Source organism: Rhizobacter sp. OV335, assembly GCF_900142965.1.
GTDB lineage: Bacteria > Pseudomonadota > Gammaproteobacteria > Burkholderiales > Burkholderiaceae_C > Rhizobacter.
On the sequence record NZ_FRCQ01000028.1, the window covers coordinates 57,440 to 75,092 of the forward strand.

Consider the following 17,653-nt stretch of genomic DNA (forward strand, 5'->3'; position numbering starts at 1 on the left):
CCTTTCAGTTCGGGTCGACCGGCCGCGGCATCAACTCGCGCCATTGCGGCGTGATGCCGCGCGCGGTCAGCCAGTCGGCCAGCGCATAGCCGGTGCCGGCCGGCCAGCATTGCACCGTCTCGGGCGTGAAGAGCTTGTACTCGACCAGCTCCGGCGACAGCTTGATCTCGCCGCGCGCCACCGCGTGGTACGCGATGATCACCTGGTTCATCCGCTGGAAATCGTAGGCGCCGATGATCTGCAGGCGATCGACGGTCAGCGAGGTTTCTTCCATCACCTCGCGGGTGATGCCCTCCTGCGGCGTCTCGCCGGCTTCCATGAAGCCGGTGATCAGGCCGAAGTACCTGCCGGGCCACGCGGCGTTGCGCGCGAGCAGCAGCTGCCCGTCACGATCGGCCAGCTCGAGCACCGCGGCCAGCACCGGCGTCGGGTTGTTCCAGTGCGTCCAGCCACAGGCCGGGCAGCGCAGCCGCGTCTTCGGGCCGCCGTCTTCGTCAAGCGTCACCGGCTGCAGGCCGGTCGCGCAGTTCGGGCAGAAGCGGGTTTCGTGGTTCATTGACGTGCTCAGGCGGGAAAGACGCCGGTGGACAGGTAGCGGTCGCCACGGTCGCAGACGACGAACACGATGGTCGCGTTCTCGACGCGCTTGGCCGTCTCGAGCGCCACCCAGCAGGCGCCGGCCGCCGAGATGCCGCCGAACAGGCCTTCCTCGCGCGCCAGCCGGCGCGCCATGTCCTCGGCCGCGTCCTGGCTGACGTTCACCGTCTCGTCGATGAAGGTCGGGTCGTAGATCTTCGGCAGGTAGGCCTCGGGCCACTTGCGGATGCCGGGGATGCGCGAGCCTTCGGCCGGCTGCGCGCCGATGATGCGCACGGCCGGGTTCTGCTCCTTCAGGTAGCGCGAGGTGCCGGTGATGGTGCCGGTGGTGCCCATCGCGCTGACGAAGTGCGTGACGCGCCCGCCGGTGTCGGCCCAGATCTCGGGGCCGGTGGTCTCGTAGTGCACGCGCGGGTTGTCGGCATTCGCGAACTGGTCGAGCACGCGGCCCTTGCCGTCGCGCTGCATCTGCTCGGCCAGGTCGCGCGCGTATTCCATGCCGCCGCTGCGCGGCGTGAGGATCAGCTCGGCGCCGAACGCCTTCATCGTCTGCGCACGCTCGATGCTCAGGTCCTCCGGCATGATCAGCAGCATGCGGTAGCCGCGGATCGCCGCGGCCATCGCGAGCGCGATGCCGGTGTTGCCCGAGGTGGCCTCGATCAGCGTGTCGCCGGGGCGGATGTCGCCACGCTCCTCGGCGCGCCGGATCATGCTGATCGCCGGTCGGTCTTTCACCGAACCGGCCGGGTTGTTGCCTTCGAGCTTGGCCAGGATCACGTTGCCGCGCCGATCGTTGTCGGCGCCCGGCAGGCGCTGCAGCCGCACCAGCGGCGTCTGTCCGATCACGTCTTCGAGGGTCTTGTACGGCGTCATGGGGTCTCCTCGCGGGATTGTCGCAGGGCTGCGCAAGGCGCGGCAGGCACGAGGGCTTCAGGCGCCGTCGGCCGCCGCGTCTGCGGCGACCAGCGCCTCGACCACCGCGCACAGCCAGCGCAGCGCCGGGTCCTTGTCGCGGCTCGCGTGGTGGACGATCGCCACCGGGCTGGGCGGCAGCTTCAGCGGCACCGCCACCTGCACCAGCCCGAAGTCGCGCTGCCAGCCTGCCGCCAGCACCTGCGGCACGGTGGCGATCGCCGGCACCTGCTGCAGCACGCGCGGCAGCGACGAGAAGCGCGGGCTGGTGCAGACGATGCGACGCTTCAGCCCGAGCGCGTCGAGCGCATCGTCGACCGTGCCGTGGAAGGCGCCGCGGTAGGTGACCATCAGGTGCGGCAGCGCCGCGAACTGCTTCAGCGTCAACTTGCCCCGGGCGCCGATCACACCGGGCCGCGCGACGCAGCAGTACGGCACTGTCGCGAGCGGCCGGCTGCGCTGCCAGGCCGGGCCGGCGGGAAAGGCGCCGATCGCGAGGTCGAGCTGCTCCTGCAGCAGCATGTCGGCGACGCGGAAGCGGTCGGTCGCGACGACGGCGATGCGCGCGAGCGGCGCCTCGGCCGCCAGCCGCGCGAGCAGGCCGGGCAGCAGCCAGGTGTCGATCCAGTCCGGCATGCCGATCACGAAGCTGCGGTCGCTGCGCGCCGGATCGAAGGCTGGCGCATCGGAGACGACGGCCTGCAGCTCGGCCAGCGCCGGCGCGAGCGCGACCTGCAGCTCCAGCCCGCGCTGCGTCGGCTGCATGCCGCCCTTGCCGCGCACCAGCAGCTCGTCCTGGAACAGCTCGCGCAGGCGCGCCAGCGCGCCGCTGACCGCCGGCTGCCCGAGGTGCAGGCAGGCAGCGGCCTTCGACACGCTGCGCTCGCGCAGCAGCACCAGCAGCGTCACCAGCAGGTTGAGGTCGACGCCCCTGAAATCGCGCTCTCTGATAGTGCCGATCATTTCAATCGATTTGCGTGATGAAGGCTTCGATTGAATCATGGGCCACCCTTCAACGGAGCACTGCCCATGACTTCTTCTTCACCGCACACCCTTCCGATGGCCTCGATCACCCGCGAAGCCGCCGCCTCGCTGATCGGTCACGCCCAGGCCGCCGCCCGCTCGCTCGGCATCCAGGTCGCCGTGGCCATCACCGACGCGACCGGCGAGCTGAAGGCCTTCGAGCGCGACGATGGCGCCCGCTTCCTGACGGCCTCGATCGCGGTCGACAAGGCCTGGACGGCCACCTCCTACGGCGTGTCGACGCGCCAATGGACGGTCATCCTCGAGCGCCCGATGGCGGCGCAGCTGGCGCACCGGCCGCGCTTCGTCGCGGTCGGCGGCGGCTGCCCGATCTTCGACGGTGCGCAGCTGGTCGGCGGCATCGGCATTTCGGGCGGTGACGCCGAGCAGGACCACCAGGTGGCCGAGCGGGCGCTCGCGGCGCTCGGCCTGGCCGCATCGGCCTGATTGCCCTTCCTCTTCCTCTTTCTCTTTCCCCCTTGATCGAAAGATTGCCCCCCATGTCTTCCTCCCTGTTCTCCTTGCGCGCCGCCGCCCTCGCCCTCGGCGTGCTCGGCGCGGCCATCACGCCGTCGGTCGCATCGGCCGCCGCACCGATGGTCAAGACCCAGGCGCCCGGCTTCTACCGCGTGATGCTCGGCGCCTTCGAGGTGACCGCGCTGAGCGACGGCACCGTCGACCTGCCCGTCGACACGCTGCTGCACGGCCCGGCCGGCACGGTGGCGGCCAGGCTCGCGGCCGCACACCTGAAGAGCCCGGTCGAGAGTTCGGTCATCGGCTTCCTGGTCAACACCGGCGACAAGCTGGTGCTGATCGACACCGGCGCCGGCGCGCTGTTCGGCCCGACGCTCGGCAAGCTCGGCGCCAGCCTGCGCGCGGCCGGCTACCAGCCCGAGCAGGTCGACGAGGTGCTGCTGACCCATGCCCACCCGGACCATGTCGGCGGGCTGATGGGCCCGGCCGGCGTCGCGTTTGCGAATGCGACGGTGCGCCTCGACGAAGCCGACGCGCAGTACTGGCTGTCGGCCGCGAAGCTGGACGCCGCCCCGGCGCAGGCCAAGGGCTTCTTCCAGGGCGCGATGGCCTCGCTGAACCCGTATGCCGAGGCGGGCCGGCTGAAGCCCTTCGCCGCCGGGTCCGAGCTGCTGCCCGGCATCCGCGCCATCGCGGCCCGCGGCCACAGCGCCGGGCACACCGTCTATGCCGTCGAAAGCCAGGGGCAGCGGATGCTGCTGATCGGCGACCTGATCCACGTCGGCGCGGTGCAGCTCGAGGATCCGCGCGTCACGATCGCGTTCGACAGCGACGAGCCCGCAGCCGCCGCCACGCGCCGCACCGTGTTCGCCCGGGCGGCGAAGGAGAACCTGCTGATCGGCGCCGCCCACCTGCCCTTCCCCGGCCTCGGCCACCTGCGCCAGGCCGGCAGCTCGTACCGCTGGCTGCCGGTGGACTACACGACGCAGCTGAAGTAGCGCCTCACGCGGCCGGCAGGCATTGAGGACATGAGGACGAAAGCGGGCGCCGTGCCTTACGATGCGCCCCACGCGCCTCATGACCGACCCCTCGCTCGCCGCCCGCTCCGCCGCAGTACCGCTTCGCCGCCTGGCGCTCGCTCTGGTGGCGGGCAACGTCGCGATCATCGTGGTGCTGTTGCTGGCGGCTGGCGTGGCCTTGCGGGCAGGGCGAGCCTCCGAAGAAGTGCGGGCCCGCGAATCGGCCGAGAACCTGGCGAACGGCCTGGCCATCGAACTCGGTGCCGAACTGAAGCAGCTCGACAACGCGCTGGCGACGATCGCGATGCGCGTTCACGCCGTCGATGCCACGCAGGCCGACGGCCGCGCCGAGATCGAGCGCAGCCTCGCCGAGCAGCGCTCGCTGCTGCCCCAGGTCGATGCGATCCGCATTGCCGACGAGGACGGCAGCGTGCGCTTCGGCCTCGACGCCGGCGGCGCGCCCGTCAGCATCGCCGACCGCGACTACTTCCATGACGCGAAGGCGCACGACGGCCTGGTGGTCTCGGAGCCGATCCAGGGCCGCATCGTCCGCAAATGGGGCGTCGCGGTGGCCCGCCAACTGCAGCGCGCCGACGGCTCGTTCGCCGGCGTGGCCTACACCAACCTGTCGAGCGGCCACTTCCTCGACCGGTTCAAGCACATCGCACTCGGCAGCGCAGGCGCCGTGTCGCTTCGGTCGGGCGGGCTGCGGCTGATCACACGCTACTCGGTGATCGACGGCGCCCAGGAAAAGAACATCGGCACGGTGACCATCTCCGAAGAGATGACGCGCCGCCTCGCGGCAGACCCGGAGCGCGGCTCCTACCTGACCCCGACAGCGCTCGACGGCATCGAGCGCTACACCGCCTACCAGCGCGTGCCCGGTTGCACGCTGCGGGTGTTCGTGGGCCTCGGCACCAGCGATTTCCTCGCCGGCTGGCGGCGCGAGGTGGCGCAGATGGCGGCGCTGCTGGCCGTCGCGATCGCGACGATCGCCGGCTTCTCCGCGCTGCTGTTCGTGCAGCAGCGGCGCCAGGTGACCGCACGCCGCGAGATCGCGCGGCTGGCGCAGGAGCAGAGCGTTATGCTCGACAACGAGGTCGTCGGCATGATCAAGCTGAAGAACCGCACCTCGCTGTGGAAGAACCGCGCGCTCGACCGGATCTTCGGCTACGAACCGCACGAACTCGTCGGCGCGCCGATCCGCAGGCTCTACCTCGACGACGAGACCTTCGACGAGATCGGCAGCCTCGCGTACCCGATCCTGGCCACCGGCGGCCGCTTCAGCACGCAGCTGCGCATGCGGCACAAGCAGGGCCACGCGATCTGGATCGAACTGAGCGGCGCGGCGGTGTCGGCCAACGAATCGCTGTGGTCGCTGACCGACATCACCGCGCTGAAGGACAGCGAGGCGCATGCGCAGCACCTGGCGCTGCACGACGCGATGACCGGACTGCCCAATCGCCGGCTGTTCTACGAGCGGCTGCTCTACATCCTGGCCGATGCGCAGCGGCGCCACCAGTTGACCGCCGTGTGCTACCTCGACCTGGACGGCTTCAAGGCCGTCAACGACGCCTTCGGCCACGACGCCGGCGACGCGGTGCTGCGCGAGGTCGCGAAGCGGCTGCTCGGCTGCATCCGGACCAACGACGTGGTCGCCCGTTTCGGTGGCGACGAGTTTGCACTGATCCTCAGCAACATCCAGGATGCGCGCGAGGTCGAGCGGGTGCTGCAGCGGGTGCTGCAGGCGATCGAGCAGCCGATCCACCTCGCCGGCGGCGAGACCGCGACAGTCGGCGCGAGCATCGGCGTGGCGATCGGGCCGGAGCACGGTGATGCGTCGGACACGCTGATGGCGCGCGCCGACCAGGCGATGTATGTGGCCAAGCGGGCCGGCAAGCACCGCGTCTGCCTGTGGGCAACGCCCAGCACGGAGCGCGCAGACCAGGATGCGTGAGGCTGGCGGGCCTCGCGGTCCGTCAATTGCCGGTCATGGATCGGCGATGGCTCCGACATGCAAGTCTCATCCTTGCAAGCAGTGTTTCAGAGTATGCAAACACGGCATCGTCGTGCTCTTCGCGGGGTAGCCTGCGGGCCATTCAAAACCCCGAGGGAAATCCCCATGAAAACCGGATTGAATCCGCTGCGCCTGTCCCTGATCGCGGTGGCCTGCGCCGCTGCCACGCCCGCCTTCGCCATCGACTGGCCGGCCGGTTTCTCGAAGTGCGCTGACGAAGGCGAGAGCTGCAAGGTGGGCACGACGGCGCGTCAGGTGTCGTTCGGCGTGAAGAACAAGTGGGTGGTCAAGACGCTGTCGGGCACCGTGGCCTGCACCAGCGCGAGCTTCGGCGGCGCCAACCCGAATGCGGACAAGAAGGAGAAGTGCGCGGTCGGACCGGCCGCTGCGCCGGCCCCTGCACCCGCACCGGCTCCCGCACCGGCCCCCGCTCCGTCGCCGGCACCCTCGCCTGCTCCGGCCCCTGCACCGGCACCGGCTCCGGCCCCCGCGCCGGCACCCGCACCCGCCCCGAGCGGCCTGAGCGCCGGCTTCGCCGGCACGGTGACCGGCGGCGGCAAGCTCAACGCCGTGACGGTGAGCACCGCGGCGGCCATGCAAGCAGTCATCGATGCCTACACCGGCACCGGCGGCCTCGTGATCCGCTACACCGGCAGCTTCGATTTCGCGTCGATCACCGACTCCTGCGCGCAGCGGACGAAGCCGGCAGGCGCCATCGTCGAGGTCAAGAACAAGAGCAACGTCACGATCGAAGGCGCCGACGGCTCGGCCGCGAACTTCGGCCTCGCGATCAAGGGCGGCGCCACCAACGTCATCATCCGCAACATGACGATCGGCCTGCTGCCCGGCTCGATCGACGCGATCGGCATCGAGGGCCAGGGCGGCAAGGTCCCGGGCTACATCTGGGTCGACCACAACACGCTGTTCAGCAGCATCAAGGAATGCGCCGGCGCCGGCGACATGGAGTTCGACGGCCTGGTCGACAACAAGGCCGGCGCGCACCACATCACCTACTCGTACAACCACATCCACGACCACCAGAAGGTCGGGCTGATCGGGTCGAGCGACAGCGATTCGAGCGACCGCTTCATCACCTACCACCACAACTTCTACGAGAACGTGAAGTCGCGGCTGCCGCTGCAGCGCGGCGGCTACACGCACCTGTACAACAACCTGTACAGCGGCGTGCACACCTCGGGCGCCAACATCCGCATGGGCGGCTTCTCGCTGATCGAAGCCAACTGGTTCGAGAACGCGCAGAACCCGGTGACCTCGCGCGACAGCTCGACCATCGGCTACTGGGAGCTGCGCAACAACAACGTGAAGAGCCCGGCCGACTTCAGCCGCTACGGCATCACCTGGGTGGCCAGCGAGTCGTCACCGTCGCGCGACGCGAGCGACTGGGTCAGCACCAGCACCTTCCCGGTCGGCATCCCGTACGCCTACACTGCCCACGACCCGGCGTGCGTGAAGCAGAAGCTGCCCGCCGTGGCGGGGGCTGGCAAGGCGCTGGCCGCGCTCAGTTGCAACTGAGCTGCCACTGACGACGACAACGAACGACAAGCCGCAGCGCGGCGGGAGACACGCATGACACTGCAATTCGCAATCCCGCTGCGCGCGGTCGTGGTGGCCGGCAGCCTGCTGGCCGCCACCACCGCGATGGCCGGCACGTTCGTGTACGTGTCCAACGCGGACAGCCAGGAGCTGTCGGTGCTGGCCTTCGACCGCAGCTCGGGCCGGCTGAGCCCGGTCGAGACGGTGGCCGTCGGCGGCACGGTGATGCCGCTGGCGGTCAGCCCCGACAAGCGCTTCCTGTACGCCGCGCTGCGCTCGCAGCCGTTTCGCGTGCTGAGCTTCGCCGTCGACCCGGCGAGCGGCCGGCTCAAGAAATTGGGCGAGGCACCGCTGGCCGACAGCATGGCCAACATCGATGTCGACGCCAGCGGCAAGTGGCTGTTCGCCGCCTCGTACCCGGGGCACAAGATCACCGTCAACAGCATCGACGGCAATGGCGTGGTTGGTGCGATCCAGCAGCTGATTCCGACGGCGCCGAACGCGCATGCCATCCATGCCGACGCGAGCAACCGTTTCGTGCTGGCCACCAGCCTCGGCGGCGACAACCTGTCGGTGTGGCGCTTCGATGCGGCCAAGGGGCAGCTGTCGCCGAACGATCCGCCGATCGTGCAGACGGCACCGAAATCCGGTGCCCGCCACTTCGTCTGGGACAAGGCGCAGAAGCACCTGTATCTGCTCAACGAGGTCGATGCGTCGCTGGACGTGTTCGCCTGGGACGCCGGCCGCGGCACGCTGCGCGAACAGCAGCGCACGACCACGCTGCCGGAGGGCTTCACCGGCAAGCCCTGGGCTGCCGACCTCCACCTGAGCCCGGACGGCAAGCAGCTCTATGCCTCGGAACGCACGTCGAGCACCATCGCGCGCTTCAAGGTCGACGCCGAGACGGGCAAGCTGGAGCCGGCCGGCAGCACGCCGACCGAGAAGACGCCGCGCGGCTTCGCGATCGACTCATCGGGCCGCTTCCTGATCGCGGCCGGGCAGGAATCGCATTCGCTGTCGGTGCACGCGATCGACCCGCGCACCGGCGCACTCGGCGAGGTCACCCGGCTGCCGGTCGGCAAGAACCCGAATTGGGTCGAGATCGTCGACCTGCCCTGAGGTCGAGGCCCGCTCAGCTCTCGTTGTGCGCCACCTGGATGCGCCGGCGCGTGCGGGCTGCGGCGTCGTAGATGTTGAAGTCGCTCATCGTCCTGCCGTAGAGGTGCAGGCTGACGGCGCGGGGCCGTTCCGCCGGCACGCCGGTGACGTGGATGTGATCCGGGTTCGGGACGAAGCTGGTGACGGCGCCGTGCCGCAGCAGGATCGTGCCGCCGCGCGCCAGCTCGATCTCGTCGTCGGCGCCGCGATCCGGTGACAGCCTGACGTAGCTGCGCTCTTCCAGCACCCCTTCGACCACGCCGACGACGCCCCAGCTGCCGTGGTCGTGCACCGGCGTCCATTGGCCCGGCAGCCAGACGATCGAGTACAGCGACAGGCTCGCATCGGGGGCGTCGTAGATGAGGTTGCGGGTGTAGCCCGACGCGCTGCTGCGGTAGTGCTGCGGCTGCAGGAAGCTGCCGGCGTGATCGATCAAGTCGAGCATCAGCGGTGCCAGGGCCAGCACGCAGTCGGCCGGGTCGGGCTGGCGGCAGCTGCGGGCGGTGGCTTCGGCGATGAAGGCGTCGAGGGCGGCGGAGGTCATCGGCGGATTGTCGCGCCAACGCCGGATCGCACTTGACTCGCAGGCGGCTTGGACCGACGCTTTCGCGCTTTGAACCCACAGGAGCCGCCATGAGTGCGCCGATCCTTCACTACCACCCGCTGTCCTCCTGCTGCCACAAGGTGCTGATCGCCATCGACGTGCTGGAGATCGAGGTCGACAAGCGCCTGCTGAACCTGGGCGATCCTGCAGAGCGCGCCGCGCACCTCGCGCTGTGGCCGCTGGGCAAGATGCCGTTGCTGGTGGACCAGGGCCGGCCGGTGCCCGAGACGAGCATCATCATCGAGCACCTGCAGCGCCACCATGCGCGCCCGGGCCGCACGCTGATCCCGCACGACCTCGACGAAGCGCTCGAGGTGCGCCGGTGGGACCGCCTCTTCGACCTCTACGTGATGACGCCGATGCAGGCCTTCACCGCCGACCGCCTGCGCGCCGAAGGCGAGCGCGATCCGCAGGCCGTGGCCCGGGCCCGCGACACGCTGCTGACCGCCTATGCGCTGATCGACCGCCAGCTCGAAGGGCGGACCTGGGTGGCCGGCGATGCGTTCAGCATGGCCGATTGCGCGGCGGCGCCTTCCTTGTTCTATGCGCTGACCTACGTCCCGTTGCTGCAGCAGCATGGGCGCCTCTCGGCCTACTTCGAACGCCTGATGGATCACCCGTCGGTGGCACGCACCGTCGACGAGGCACGGCCCTGGTTCCAGTTCTACCCAGGGCGCGACGGGCTGTCCCGGCGCTTCTACGATCCGGCGTAGCGCCCGCGGGAGTCTCGTTACAGGATCGATCCCGGCATCGCGAGCATCGGCACCGGCTTCATGCTGGAAGCCAGCGGATGCTGGTGGCCCCCATCGCTGTCGCCCGGCACCGAGAACTGCGCCATCGCCGTGACCAGCGCGGCTGCGTCCTGGTCGATCGAGATGCCCTGGCCGGCTTGCGTCCCGGTGAACGACAACGGCACCGACGACGACGGAATCACGCTGCCGTTGGCCAGCCGGATCTCCTCGATCTTGTTGGTCGTGCCGACGTACCAGTTGCTGACCGTCAGCTTGTCCGTGCCGGTGGTCAGGCCGATCACCAGGTTGTTGCCGCTGCGCGTGAGCGTGACCTGCGAGGCGGTGATGCCTGCGCCGATCTCGATGCGGTCGCTGCCGCCCGCGTCGCTCAGCGTGTCGAGCCCGTCGCCGGAGCCCCAGCGGTAGACGTCATTGCTGGTGGTCGAGGTGTCGGTCAGCGTGTCGTTGCCCAGGCCGCCGCTGTAGGTGTCGTTGCCCTCGGCACCGGTCAGCACGTTGGCGCCGCTGTTGCCGATCAGCACGTTGGCATTCAGGTTGCCGGTGGCATTGAATGCGCCTGAACCCGTCAGCGTGATGTTCTCGATGTTCGTCGTCGCGGAAATGCTCCAGGTCAGGGCACTGTTGATCGTGTCGATTCCCTCGCTCGCGTTCTCCGTCACCACGTCGGTGTTGACGTTGACGACATAGACATCGTCGCCCGCCCCGCCGGTCAAGGTGTCGTTGCCCGTCCCGCCATCGAGCGTGTCATTGCCCAGCCCGCCGGTCAGCGCGTTGTTGCCGCTGTTGCCGGTCAGCAGGTTGGCCAGGTCGTTGCCGATGCCGCTCAGGCCGGTCGTCCCGCCCAGCAGCAGGTTCTCGACGTTGCTGCCCAGCGTGTACGTGGTCAGCGTGCTCTGCACCGTGTCGATGCCCTCGTTCAGCGCCTCGACGATGACGTCCGTCGTGCTGTCGATCACGTAGGTGTCGTCGCCCGTGCCGCCGGTCATCGAATCGTTGCCGGTGCCGCCGTTCAGCGTGTCGTTGCCGGCATTGCCGATCAGCGTGTCGTTGCCGCCAGCGCCATTGAGCGAGTCGTTGCCGGTGCCGCCGGCCAGCGTGTCGGCATTGGCGGTGCCGGTCAGCACCAGGTTCTGCAGGCTGACCGCGATGTCGAACACGTCGCTGGCCGACGCGTTGCTGGTGTCGGTGGCCGTGACCTTCACGCTCACCGTGCCGATCGTGGGGGGCGTGCCGCTGAACGTGCGCGTGCCGGCATTGAAGCTCAGCCAGCCCGGCAGCGCGCTGCCGTCGGCCAGCGTCGCGGTGTAGGCCAGCGCATCGGCATCCGCATCGGTGAACGACGACGCCGGCAGCGCGAAGCTGAGCGGTGCACCCTGGGCCGCCGTCTTGTCGGCCAATGCCGCATTCACCACCGGCGCACGGTTGGCCGGCCCGACGTTGAGCGTGACGAACTCGCCGGCCGAGAAGTTGTAGTTGTCGGTGCCCCACAGCACGAACTGCAGGCTGCCGACGTTGCCCGTGCCTGGCGTGCCCGACATCGTGCGCGTCACCGGGTCGAAGCTGAGCCACGCCGGCACCGCGCTGCCGTCCTGCATCGAGATGCGGTAGGTGACGGAATCCCACACGTCCGGATCCGTGATGGTGTTCAGCGGCACGGCGTAGCTGAAGACGCTGCCGGCCTTGGCGCTGAGCGTCGGCAGGAAGGTGTTGACGGTCGGCGAGTGGTTGTTGTTCGCGCGATCCACCACGGTCTGGATCATCGCCTGGTCCCACACCACGCCGTTCGAGAACTCGATGCGGTCGATCTTGTGGTCCTGCGTGACGCCATTCACCACGCTGTTGCCGGCGTAGTAGTTGATGAAGCCGACCTGGTCGCTGCTGCCCTTCACCTTGAAGAACAGGTTCGCGCCCGACTGGAAGGCCAGCACGTCGTTGTCGGTGATGGTGGCGCCGAAGCGCAGCGTGTCGGTGGCGCCGAGCGCATCGGTGTTGTCGACGCTGTCCTGCCCGTCGCCGCGGTTGTAGACATAGACGTCGTTGCCGGCGTCACCGAACAGGAAGTCATTGCCTTGCCCGCCGGTCAGCGTGTTGTTGCCGGTGTTGCCCCACAGGCCGTTGGCCAGTGCGTTGCCGGTGACGTTCAGGTTGTCGGAGCCCGTCAGTGCCACGCGTTCGAAGTTGGCGCCCAGCGTCCAGCTGACGCTGGACCGGATGAAGTCGTCGCCTTCGCCCGTGCCCTCGACCAGGATGTCGCCGGCGTCGTCGACCTCGTAGTAGTCGTCACCGCTGCCACCGACCAGCGAGTCGGCGCCTTCGGAGCCGAACAGCGCGTCGTTGCCGGCACCGCCGATCAGCGTGTCGTCGCCGTCGAGGCCGAGCAGGTTGTTGTCGCTCGCGTTGCCGATGATCAGGTTGTCGAGGTCGTTGCCGTTGCCGCGCTCCACGGTGCCGGTCAGCGTCAGGTTCTCGACGCCGTCGTTCAGGATGAAGAAGCTGTCGTAGCTGCGCACGACGGTGTCGGTGCCCTCGCCGGCCGCCTCGACGACCCCGTCGTCTTCGCTGTCGACGATGTAGGTGTCATCGCCGTCGCCGCCGATCAGCAGGTCGGAGCCGCCGCCGCCGGTCAGCAGGTTGTTGCCGGCATTGCCTTCGAGCACGTTGTCGCCGGCATCGCCGGTGGCGTCCAGGTTCGCGCTGCCGCTCAGGCGCACGTTCTCGATGTTGTTGCCGGTCGCGTAGCTGAAGCCGACCACCACGGTGTCGCTTCCTTCGTCGGCGAGCTCGATCACCTGGTCGGCGGCGCTGTCGAGCACGTAGGTGTCGTCGCCGTCGCCGCCGGCCATCGTGTCGATGCCGGCACCGCCGTCCAGCAGGTTCGAGCCGCCGTTGCCGGTGAGCTGGTTGGCCAGTTCGTTGCCGGTGGCGTCGACGCTGGAGAAACCGGTGAGGACGAGGTTCTCTAGGTTGGCGCCCAGCACGTAGCTGACCGAGCTCTGCACCGTGTCGTTGCCTTCGCCGGACTGCTCGACCACCTGGTCATCGCTGCGGTCCACGTCGTAGAGGTCATCGCCGGTGCCGCCGACAAGCAGGTCGACGCCGCTGCCGCCGACGAGCAGGTCGTTGCCCGCGCCGCCTTGCAGCAGGTCGTCGCCGCCCTGGCCGTCGAGCAGGTTGTCCTGCGCGTTGCCGTTGATCGTGTTGGCCAGCGCGTTGCCGGTGCCCGCGACCGCAGTGCCGGTGAGCATCAGCGTCTCGACGTTGTCGCCGAGCGTGAAGTCGACGCTGGCGACGACGGTGTCGTCGCCTTCGGCGTTCAGCTCGGTGACCGCATCGGTCGCGGCGTCGACGAGGTAGAGGTCGTTGCCCTGGCCGCCGCTCATCGCGTCGCTGCCGCTGCCACCGTCCAGCGTGTCGTTGCCGGCCGCGCCGATCAGCGTGTCGGCACCCGCGAGGCCGCTGAGGAGGTTGTCGTTGTCGTTGCCGGTCAACGCGTTGTCCAGCGCATTGCCGCCAGCGCTCAGCGCCGCGGAGCCGGCCTGCAGGACCAGGTCTTCAACATTGTTCGAGAGCGTGAGGCTGAGTGCGCTGTAGACGGTGTCGTGGCCTTCGTCGGCCGCTTCGATCACCTGGTCGTTCGCGTCGTCGACGATGAAGGTGTCGTCGCCGGCGCCACCGGACATCGTGTCGGCACCGCTGCCGCCGTCCAGCGTGTCGTTGCCCGCACCGGCTGCCAGCACATCGGCGCCCTGGCCTGCCAGCAGCGTGTCGTTGCCTGCACCGCCGTCGAGCACGTCGTTGCCGTCGCCGGCGCTCAGCCAGTCGCCACTATCGCCACCGGCGAGCGAGTCGTTGCCGGCACCGCCGTCGAGCTGGTCGGCCCCGGCATCGCCTTGCATCGCGTCGTTGCCGTCGCCGCCCGTCAGGGTGTCGTCGCCGTCGCCGCCGTAGGCCAGGTCGTTGCCTGCCCCGAGGTCGAGCAGGTCATTGCCGCCGCGACCGTCGACCACATCATCGCCGGCGAGCGCATGGATGATTTCCTTGCCGGAGGTTCCGCGCAAGGTGTCGGCTTGCTCCGTGGCCGGAATCTCGATCGGCAGGGCATCGAGCACCTGGGCGATCGTCATCGTGCTGCCGTCGGAGAACTGGATGGCATCGATCGGCGACGTTCCCGCAAGGTTGTCGTAGTCCACGCCGTCCAGGTGGATCCCGCCCCCATCGGCTCCGGTTCCGATGAACAAGGAACCGAGACGCAGGAACAGCATGCCCAGCAGGATGCCACCTTCGAGCACCAGCAGGTCATACCCCGAACCGTCTTCGATGTGCTTGATGCCACTGCCCAGCGCGAAGTAGTAGACGTCGTCGCCGTCGCCGCCCATCATCGTGTCGTCGCCGTCACCAGGGCGCAGGAAGTCATTGCCGGAACCGCCCAGCAGGAGGTCGTCGCCGGCACCGCCGTACAGGCGATCGTCATCGGCGCCACCCGACAGCCAGTCGTTGCCATTGCCCCCGACCAGCGTGTCGCGTCCGCTTCCGCCATCCAGTTGGTCATTCCCGCTCAGCATGCTGATGTCGGCGCTGCTCGTCTCGTTTTCTCCGGCCAGCCAGTCATCGCCACTCCCGCCGCTCAGCTGGTCGTCGCCGCCATCGCCGAACAGGGTGTCGTTGCCGGCGCCGCCATCGAGCGTGTCGCTTCCCTGCAGGGACGCGTCGACGTTGCCCAGGATGTCGCCGGTCAGCACATCATCGCCATCACCGGCGTCGAGCTGGTCGTTGCCGCCGCCGCCGATCAAGGTGTCGTTGCCCGCACCGCCGTCGAGCTGGTCGTCGCCGTGGAATTCCCCTGCCACGTCGCCCAGGGTGCCGTCACCGTCGAGGTAGTCGTTGCCCTCGCCGCCCACGAGCTGGTCGTCGCCGCCCTCGCCGAAGAGGGTGTCGTTGCCCTCCTCGCCGTCCAGGTAGTCGCTACCATGGAAGGTGCCGGCAACCGCGGCCGTGTTCGCGTCTCCCTGCAGCTCGTCGTCACCCTTGCCGCCGTACAGCGTGTCGTTGCCGCCGCGGGCGATCAGCAGGTCGTCGCCATCCTCGCCATCCAGGTAATCGTTGCCCTGGAACGCGCCGGACAGCGACGCATCGACATCGTCACCGTCGAGGAAGTCGTTGCCCGTGCCGCCGAAGAGCGTGTCGTTGCCGCCGCCACCGCCCAGCGTGTCGTTGCCGGCCTCGCCGTCGAGGTAGTCGTCCCCCTGGGCCGACCCCGGGAGCACGGACTCGGGGCCGTCACCGTTCAGCGTGTCGCTGCCGTCGCCGCCGAACAGCGTGTCGGCACCGCCCTCGCCTTGCAGGTAGTCGTTGCCGTCTTCACCGTCGAGGTAGTCGTCGCCATGGTACGAAGGCGGCAGGTAGGCGCCGTCGGAAGGCGACACCGAGCCGCTGTCGCCCCACAGCGAGTCGTCGCCGCCGCCACCGAAGAGCTGGTCGTCGCGACCGCCACCGATCAGCTTGTCGTTGCCGTCGCCGCCATCGAGGTAGTCGTTGCCGTTCACGTCGGGCGTCGTGTTCATGGAGTCCCGGTCGTCGCCGTACAACGAGTCGTCGCCGGTGCCGCCGTACAGGTCGTCGCCCTGGCCCTGCCCGATCAGCAAGTCGTTGCCGGCACCGCCATCGATCACGTCGGCGCCGTGGTCCTGCGGTGCGGCATAGACGATCAGCGACGGATCGTACTGGCTCGGACCATCGCCGTAGATGCGGTCGTCGCCATCGTCGCCGTTCAGCACGTCGCTGCCGCCCATGCCGTAGATGTCGTCACGGCCGGCGCCCCCGCTCACGATGTCGTTGCCCGTGCCGGCAAAGACGTAGTCGTCGCCGGCGCCGGCGTCGATCGTGTTGCCGGCGTCGCCGTACTGTTCGTCGCGGCCGACGTTGCTGCTGAGGAAGCCTTGCTGGAACCCGTCGAAGTCGGGCCCTGGCGAGCTGTGCGCCCAATCGAAGCCCTGGCCCAGCACCACCGGGTAGCTGGGCGCGGGCGGCGTGTAGTCGGTGCGGGTCGGGTAGTAGAGGCTGCCGGTGCTGGAGCCGTAGATGACGTCGATGCCGTCGCCGCCGATCAGCGTATCGGCACCCAGCCCGCCCTCCAGCACGTCGTTGCCGGTGCCACCCTCGATGTAGTCGTTGCCTGCGCGCCCGAGCAGCGCGTCGTCGCCGCCCAGCCCCTTGATGCTGTCGTCGCCGGCCGTGCCGGTGATGAGGTCCTGCGCGCCGGCCTGCACACCATCGCTCACATAGTTGCCGTCGCTGTCGAAGAGGTACTGCGAGCCATCGGGGTTGGTCTTCTTCTTGAAGTCGCCGGTCAGCGTGTTGGTCGTCTGGGGCTGCGCCTGGGTCTCGTCGAGGGTGATGCCCAGCTGGCCCGGCTGCCAGTTGCGGACGCGGATCTGGTTGAGCGAACCATCCTTGCGCAGGATGAGGTCGTCTCCCGCCACGGTGTAGCTCCAGCCGGTGGCTTCGTCCACGTAGAAGCCGTCGGCTTTCTTCTTGCCGCCGGCCAGCGTCACCCCGTTGGCGACGATCGAGCCCTGCCCATCGGCATCGATGATCCAGTCGCCGCCGAAGTTGCCGTCGAAGTTGTAGGTGTCGTTGCCCGTGCCGCCGTACAGGTAGTCGGGCCCTTCGCCGCCATCGAGCGAATCGCTGCCGTCGCCGCCCGCCAGCACGTCGCTGCCCGCGCCGCCGAGCAGCGTGTCGCTGCCGCCCAGGCCGAGCAACAGGTCGTCGCCGGCGCCGCCGTCGAGGTTGTCTGCGGCGGTGCCACCGATGGCGGCGTCGTCTGTGCTGCCCGTCGCGACCCAGGTCATCGCATCGCTGCCGCTCTGGATGTGCCAAGCATTGGCCGATCGTGCGGCACCGGCGGCGAAGGATGCGGCGTCGGCTGCCAGCGCCACCACCGCATCTGCAAGAACCTTCGTGCTCTTGAGTTCGCCTTGCGACTGCGCGATGTCGGCGTAGTTGAAGTTGATGGCACCACCGTTCAGACTGAACAGGGCCGTCGCGCTGGATGCGGCATTGAAGTAGTAATACTCCATTGCAGCAACCAGCAGACCCTTTTTAATATCTGCAGCAGAAGTCGTCCCGCCGCCGGTGCCAATGCGATTGACGTCGGCGGTGAATTTTGTCAGCAATGCAGTTGCGGGAGAGATCAACTGGCCGGTCAGTTCGTCATAGACGCCGACCTCCTCACGCAGCAGCTTGGCCAGCAGATTCTGGCGCGCGCCCAATGCAATCGGGCCATACAGCCCATGATCGAAAAGGAGCGGGAGGAGGGTCGGGAAGTCCTTGCAAGCCTGCTCGAACGACGAGTTCAGCAGTACTGCCGCAAGCAGATCAATGCTGTGCTTGTCACCCCCTGACAAATCAGGCGCCGCCCCGACGAGTTTCGGTGTGCGGCTCGCCTCGATGCGCGGCAGAAGGAGATAGTCCAGCAATTCCAGGATCTCACCTTGAACCGCGTAGCTCACGACATGAGATTCTCGGCCTGCATAATCGATCA

11 protein-coding genes are annotated in these 17,653 nt (G+C 68.7%); 6 read left to right on the forward strand and 5 right to left on the reverse strand.

Features of this window, described 5'->3' with window-relative positions; genetic code table 11:
• Positions 1 to 4: 4 nt before the first annotated feature.
• From BUE42_RS24510 to BUE42_RS24520, 3 genes are read right to left on the reverse strand one after another with little or no spacing between them, the layout of a single operon-like run.
• Entirely contained in the window at positions 5 to 556 is a 552-nt protein-coding gene (locus tag BUE42_RS24510; protein WP_073467915.1) for an NUDIX domain-containing protein, read from the reverse strand.
• An 8-nt stretch (positions 557 to 564) separates the two neighbouring features.
• Complete coding sequence (gene cysM, locus BUE42_RS24515; protein WP_073467916.1) at positions 565 to 1,470, reverse strand: cysteine synthase CysM; 906 nt, start codon at positions 1,468 to 1,470, stop codon at positions 565 to 567.
• A gap of 57 nt (positions 1,471 to 1,527) precedes the next feature.
• Complete coding sequence (locus BUE42_RS24520) at positions 1,528 to 2,472, reverse strand: LysR family transcriptional regulator (protein ID WP_073467917.1); 945 nt, start codon at positions 2,470 to 2,472, stop codon at positions 1,528 to 1,530.
• A 96-nt stretch (positions 2,473 to 2,568) separates the two neighbouring features.
• Here BUE42_RS24520 and BUE42_RS24525 point away from each other — a divergent pair, with 96 nt between their 5' ends.
• From BUE42_RS24525 to BUE42_RS24545, 5 genes are all read left to right on the forward strand, one after another.
• Positions 2,569 to 2,979 carry a GlcG/HbpS family heme-binding protein gene (locus BUE42_RS24525; protein ID WP_143171725.1) on the forward strand — a complete coding sequence of 137 codons (411 nt, stop codon included), beginning with the start codon at positions 2,569 to 2,571 and terminating at the stop codon, positions 2,977 to 2,979.
• Between the two features lie 53 nt (positions 2,980 to 3,032).
• Entirely contained in the window at positions 3,033 to 4,004 is a 972-nt protein-coding gene (locus tag BUE42_RS24530) for an MBL fold metallo-hydrolase (RefSeq protein WP_073467919.1), read from the forward strand.
• A 79-nt stretch (positions 4,005 to 4,083) separates the two neighbouring features.
• Positions 4,084 to 5,982, forward strand: a complete 1,899-nt coding sequence (locus BUE42_RS24535; protein WP_073467947.1) for a diguanylate cyclase domain-containing protein — start codon at positions 4,084 to 4,086, stop codon at positions 5,980 to 5,982.
• Between the two features lie 165 nt (positions 5,983 to 6,147).
• Positions 6,148 to 7,575: a pectate lyase family protein gene (locus tag BUE42_RS24540; RefSeq protein WP_083614519.1), complete on the forward strand. Its 1,428-nt coding sequence runs from the start codon at positions 6,148 to 6,150 to the stop codon at positions 7,573 to 7,575.
• A gap of 54 nt (positions 7,576 to 7,629) precedes the next feature.
• Positions 7,630 to 8,715 (forward strand): lactonase family protein, encoded by a 1,086-nt coding sequence (locus tag BUE42_RS24545; RefSeq protein ID WP_073467920.1) that lies wholly within the window; start codon positions 7,630 to 7,632, stop codon positions 8,713 to 8,715.
• Between the two features lie 13 nt (positions 8,716 to 8,728).
• Here BUE42_RS24545 and BUE42_RS24550 read toward each other — a convergent pair whose 3' ends face one another.
• Complete coding sequence (locus BUE42_RS24550; protein ID WP_073467921.1) at positions 8,729 to 9,298, reverse strand: cysteine dioxygenase family protein; 570 nt, start codon at positions 9,296 to 9,298, stop codon at positions 8,729 to 8,731.
• 89 nt (positions 9,299 to 9,387) lie between these two features.
• Here BUE42_RS24550 and BUE42_RS24555 point away from each other — a divergent pair, with 89 nt between their 5' ends.
• Positions 9,388 to 10,071, forward strand: coding sequence for a glutathione S-transferase family protein (locus tag BUE42_RS24555; protein WP_073467922.1), 684 nt, complete (start codon positions 9,388 to 9,390; stop codon positions 10,069 to 10,071).
• 17 nt (positions 10,072 to 10,088) lie between these two features.
• Here BUE42_RS24555 and BUE42_RS24560 read toward each other — a convergent pair whose 3' ends face one another.
• On the reverse strand, positions 10,089 to 17,381 hold the full coding sequence (locus BUE42_RS24560; protein ID WP_159445493.1) for a putative Ig domain-containing protein: 7,293 nt from the start codon (positions 17,379 to 17,381) through the stop codon (positions 10,089 to 10,091).
• Positions 17,382 to 17,653 lie beyond the last annotated feature (272 nt).

Coding starts and splice junctions, on each gene's coding strand:
- BUE42_RS24510 (WP_073467915.1), bottom strand. CDS start 556: ATGAACCACGAAACCCGCTTCTGCCCGAACTGCGCGACCGGCCTGCAG.
- cysM (WP_073467916.1), bottom strand. CDS start 1,470: ATGACGCCGTACAAGACCCTCGAAGACGTGATCGGACAGACGCCGCTG.
- BUE42_RS24520 (WP_073467917.1), bottom strand. CDS start 2,472: ATGATCGGCACTATCAGAGAGCGCGATTTCAGGGGCGTCGACCTCAAC.
- BUE42_RS24525 (WP_143171725.1), top strand. CDS start 2,569: ATGGCCTCGATCACCCGCGAAGCCGCCGCCTCGCTGATCGGTCACGCC.
- BUE42_RS24530 (WP_073467919.1), top strand. CDS start 3,033: ATGTCTTCCTCCCTGTTCTCCTTGCGCGCCGCCGCCCTCGCCCTCGGC.
- BUE42_RS24535 (WP_073467947.1), top strand. CDS start 4,084: ATGACCGACCCCTCGCTCGCCGCCCGCTCCGCCGCAGTACCGCTTCGC.
- BUE42_RS24540 (WP_083614519.1), top strand. CDS start 6,148: ATGAAAACCGGATTGAATCCGCTGCGCCTGTCCCTGATCGCGGTGGCC.
- BUE42_RS24545 (WP_073467920.1), top strand. CDS start 7,630: ATGACACTGCAATTCGCAATCCCGCTGCGCGCGGTCGTGGTGGCCGGC.
- BUE42_RS24550 (WP_073467921.1), bottom strand. CDS start 9,298: ATGACCTCCGCCGCCCTCGACGCCTTCATCGCCGAAGCCACCGCCCGC.
- BUE42_RS24555 (WP_073467922.1), top strand. CDS start 9,388: ATGAGTGCGCCGATCCTTCACTACCACCCGCTGTCCTCCTGCTGCCAC.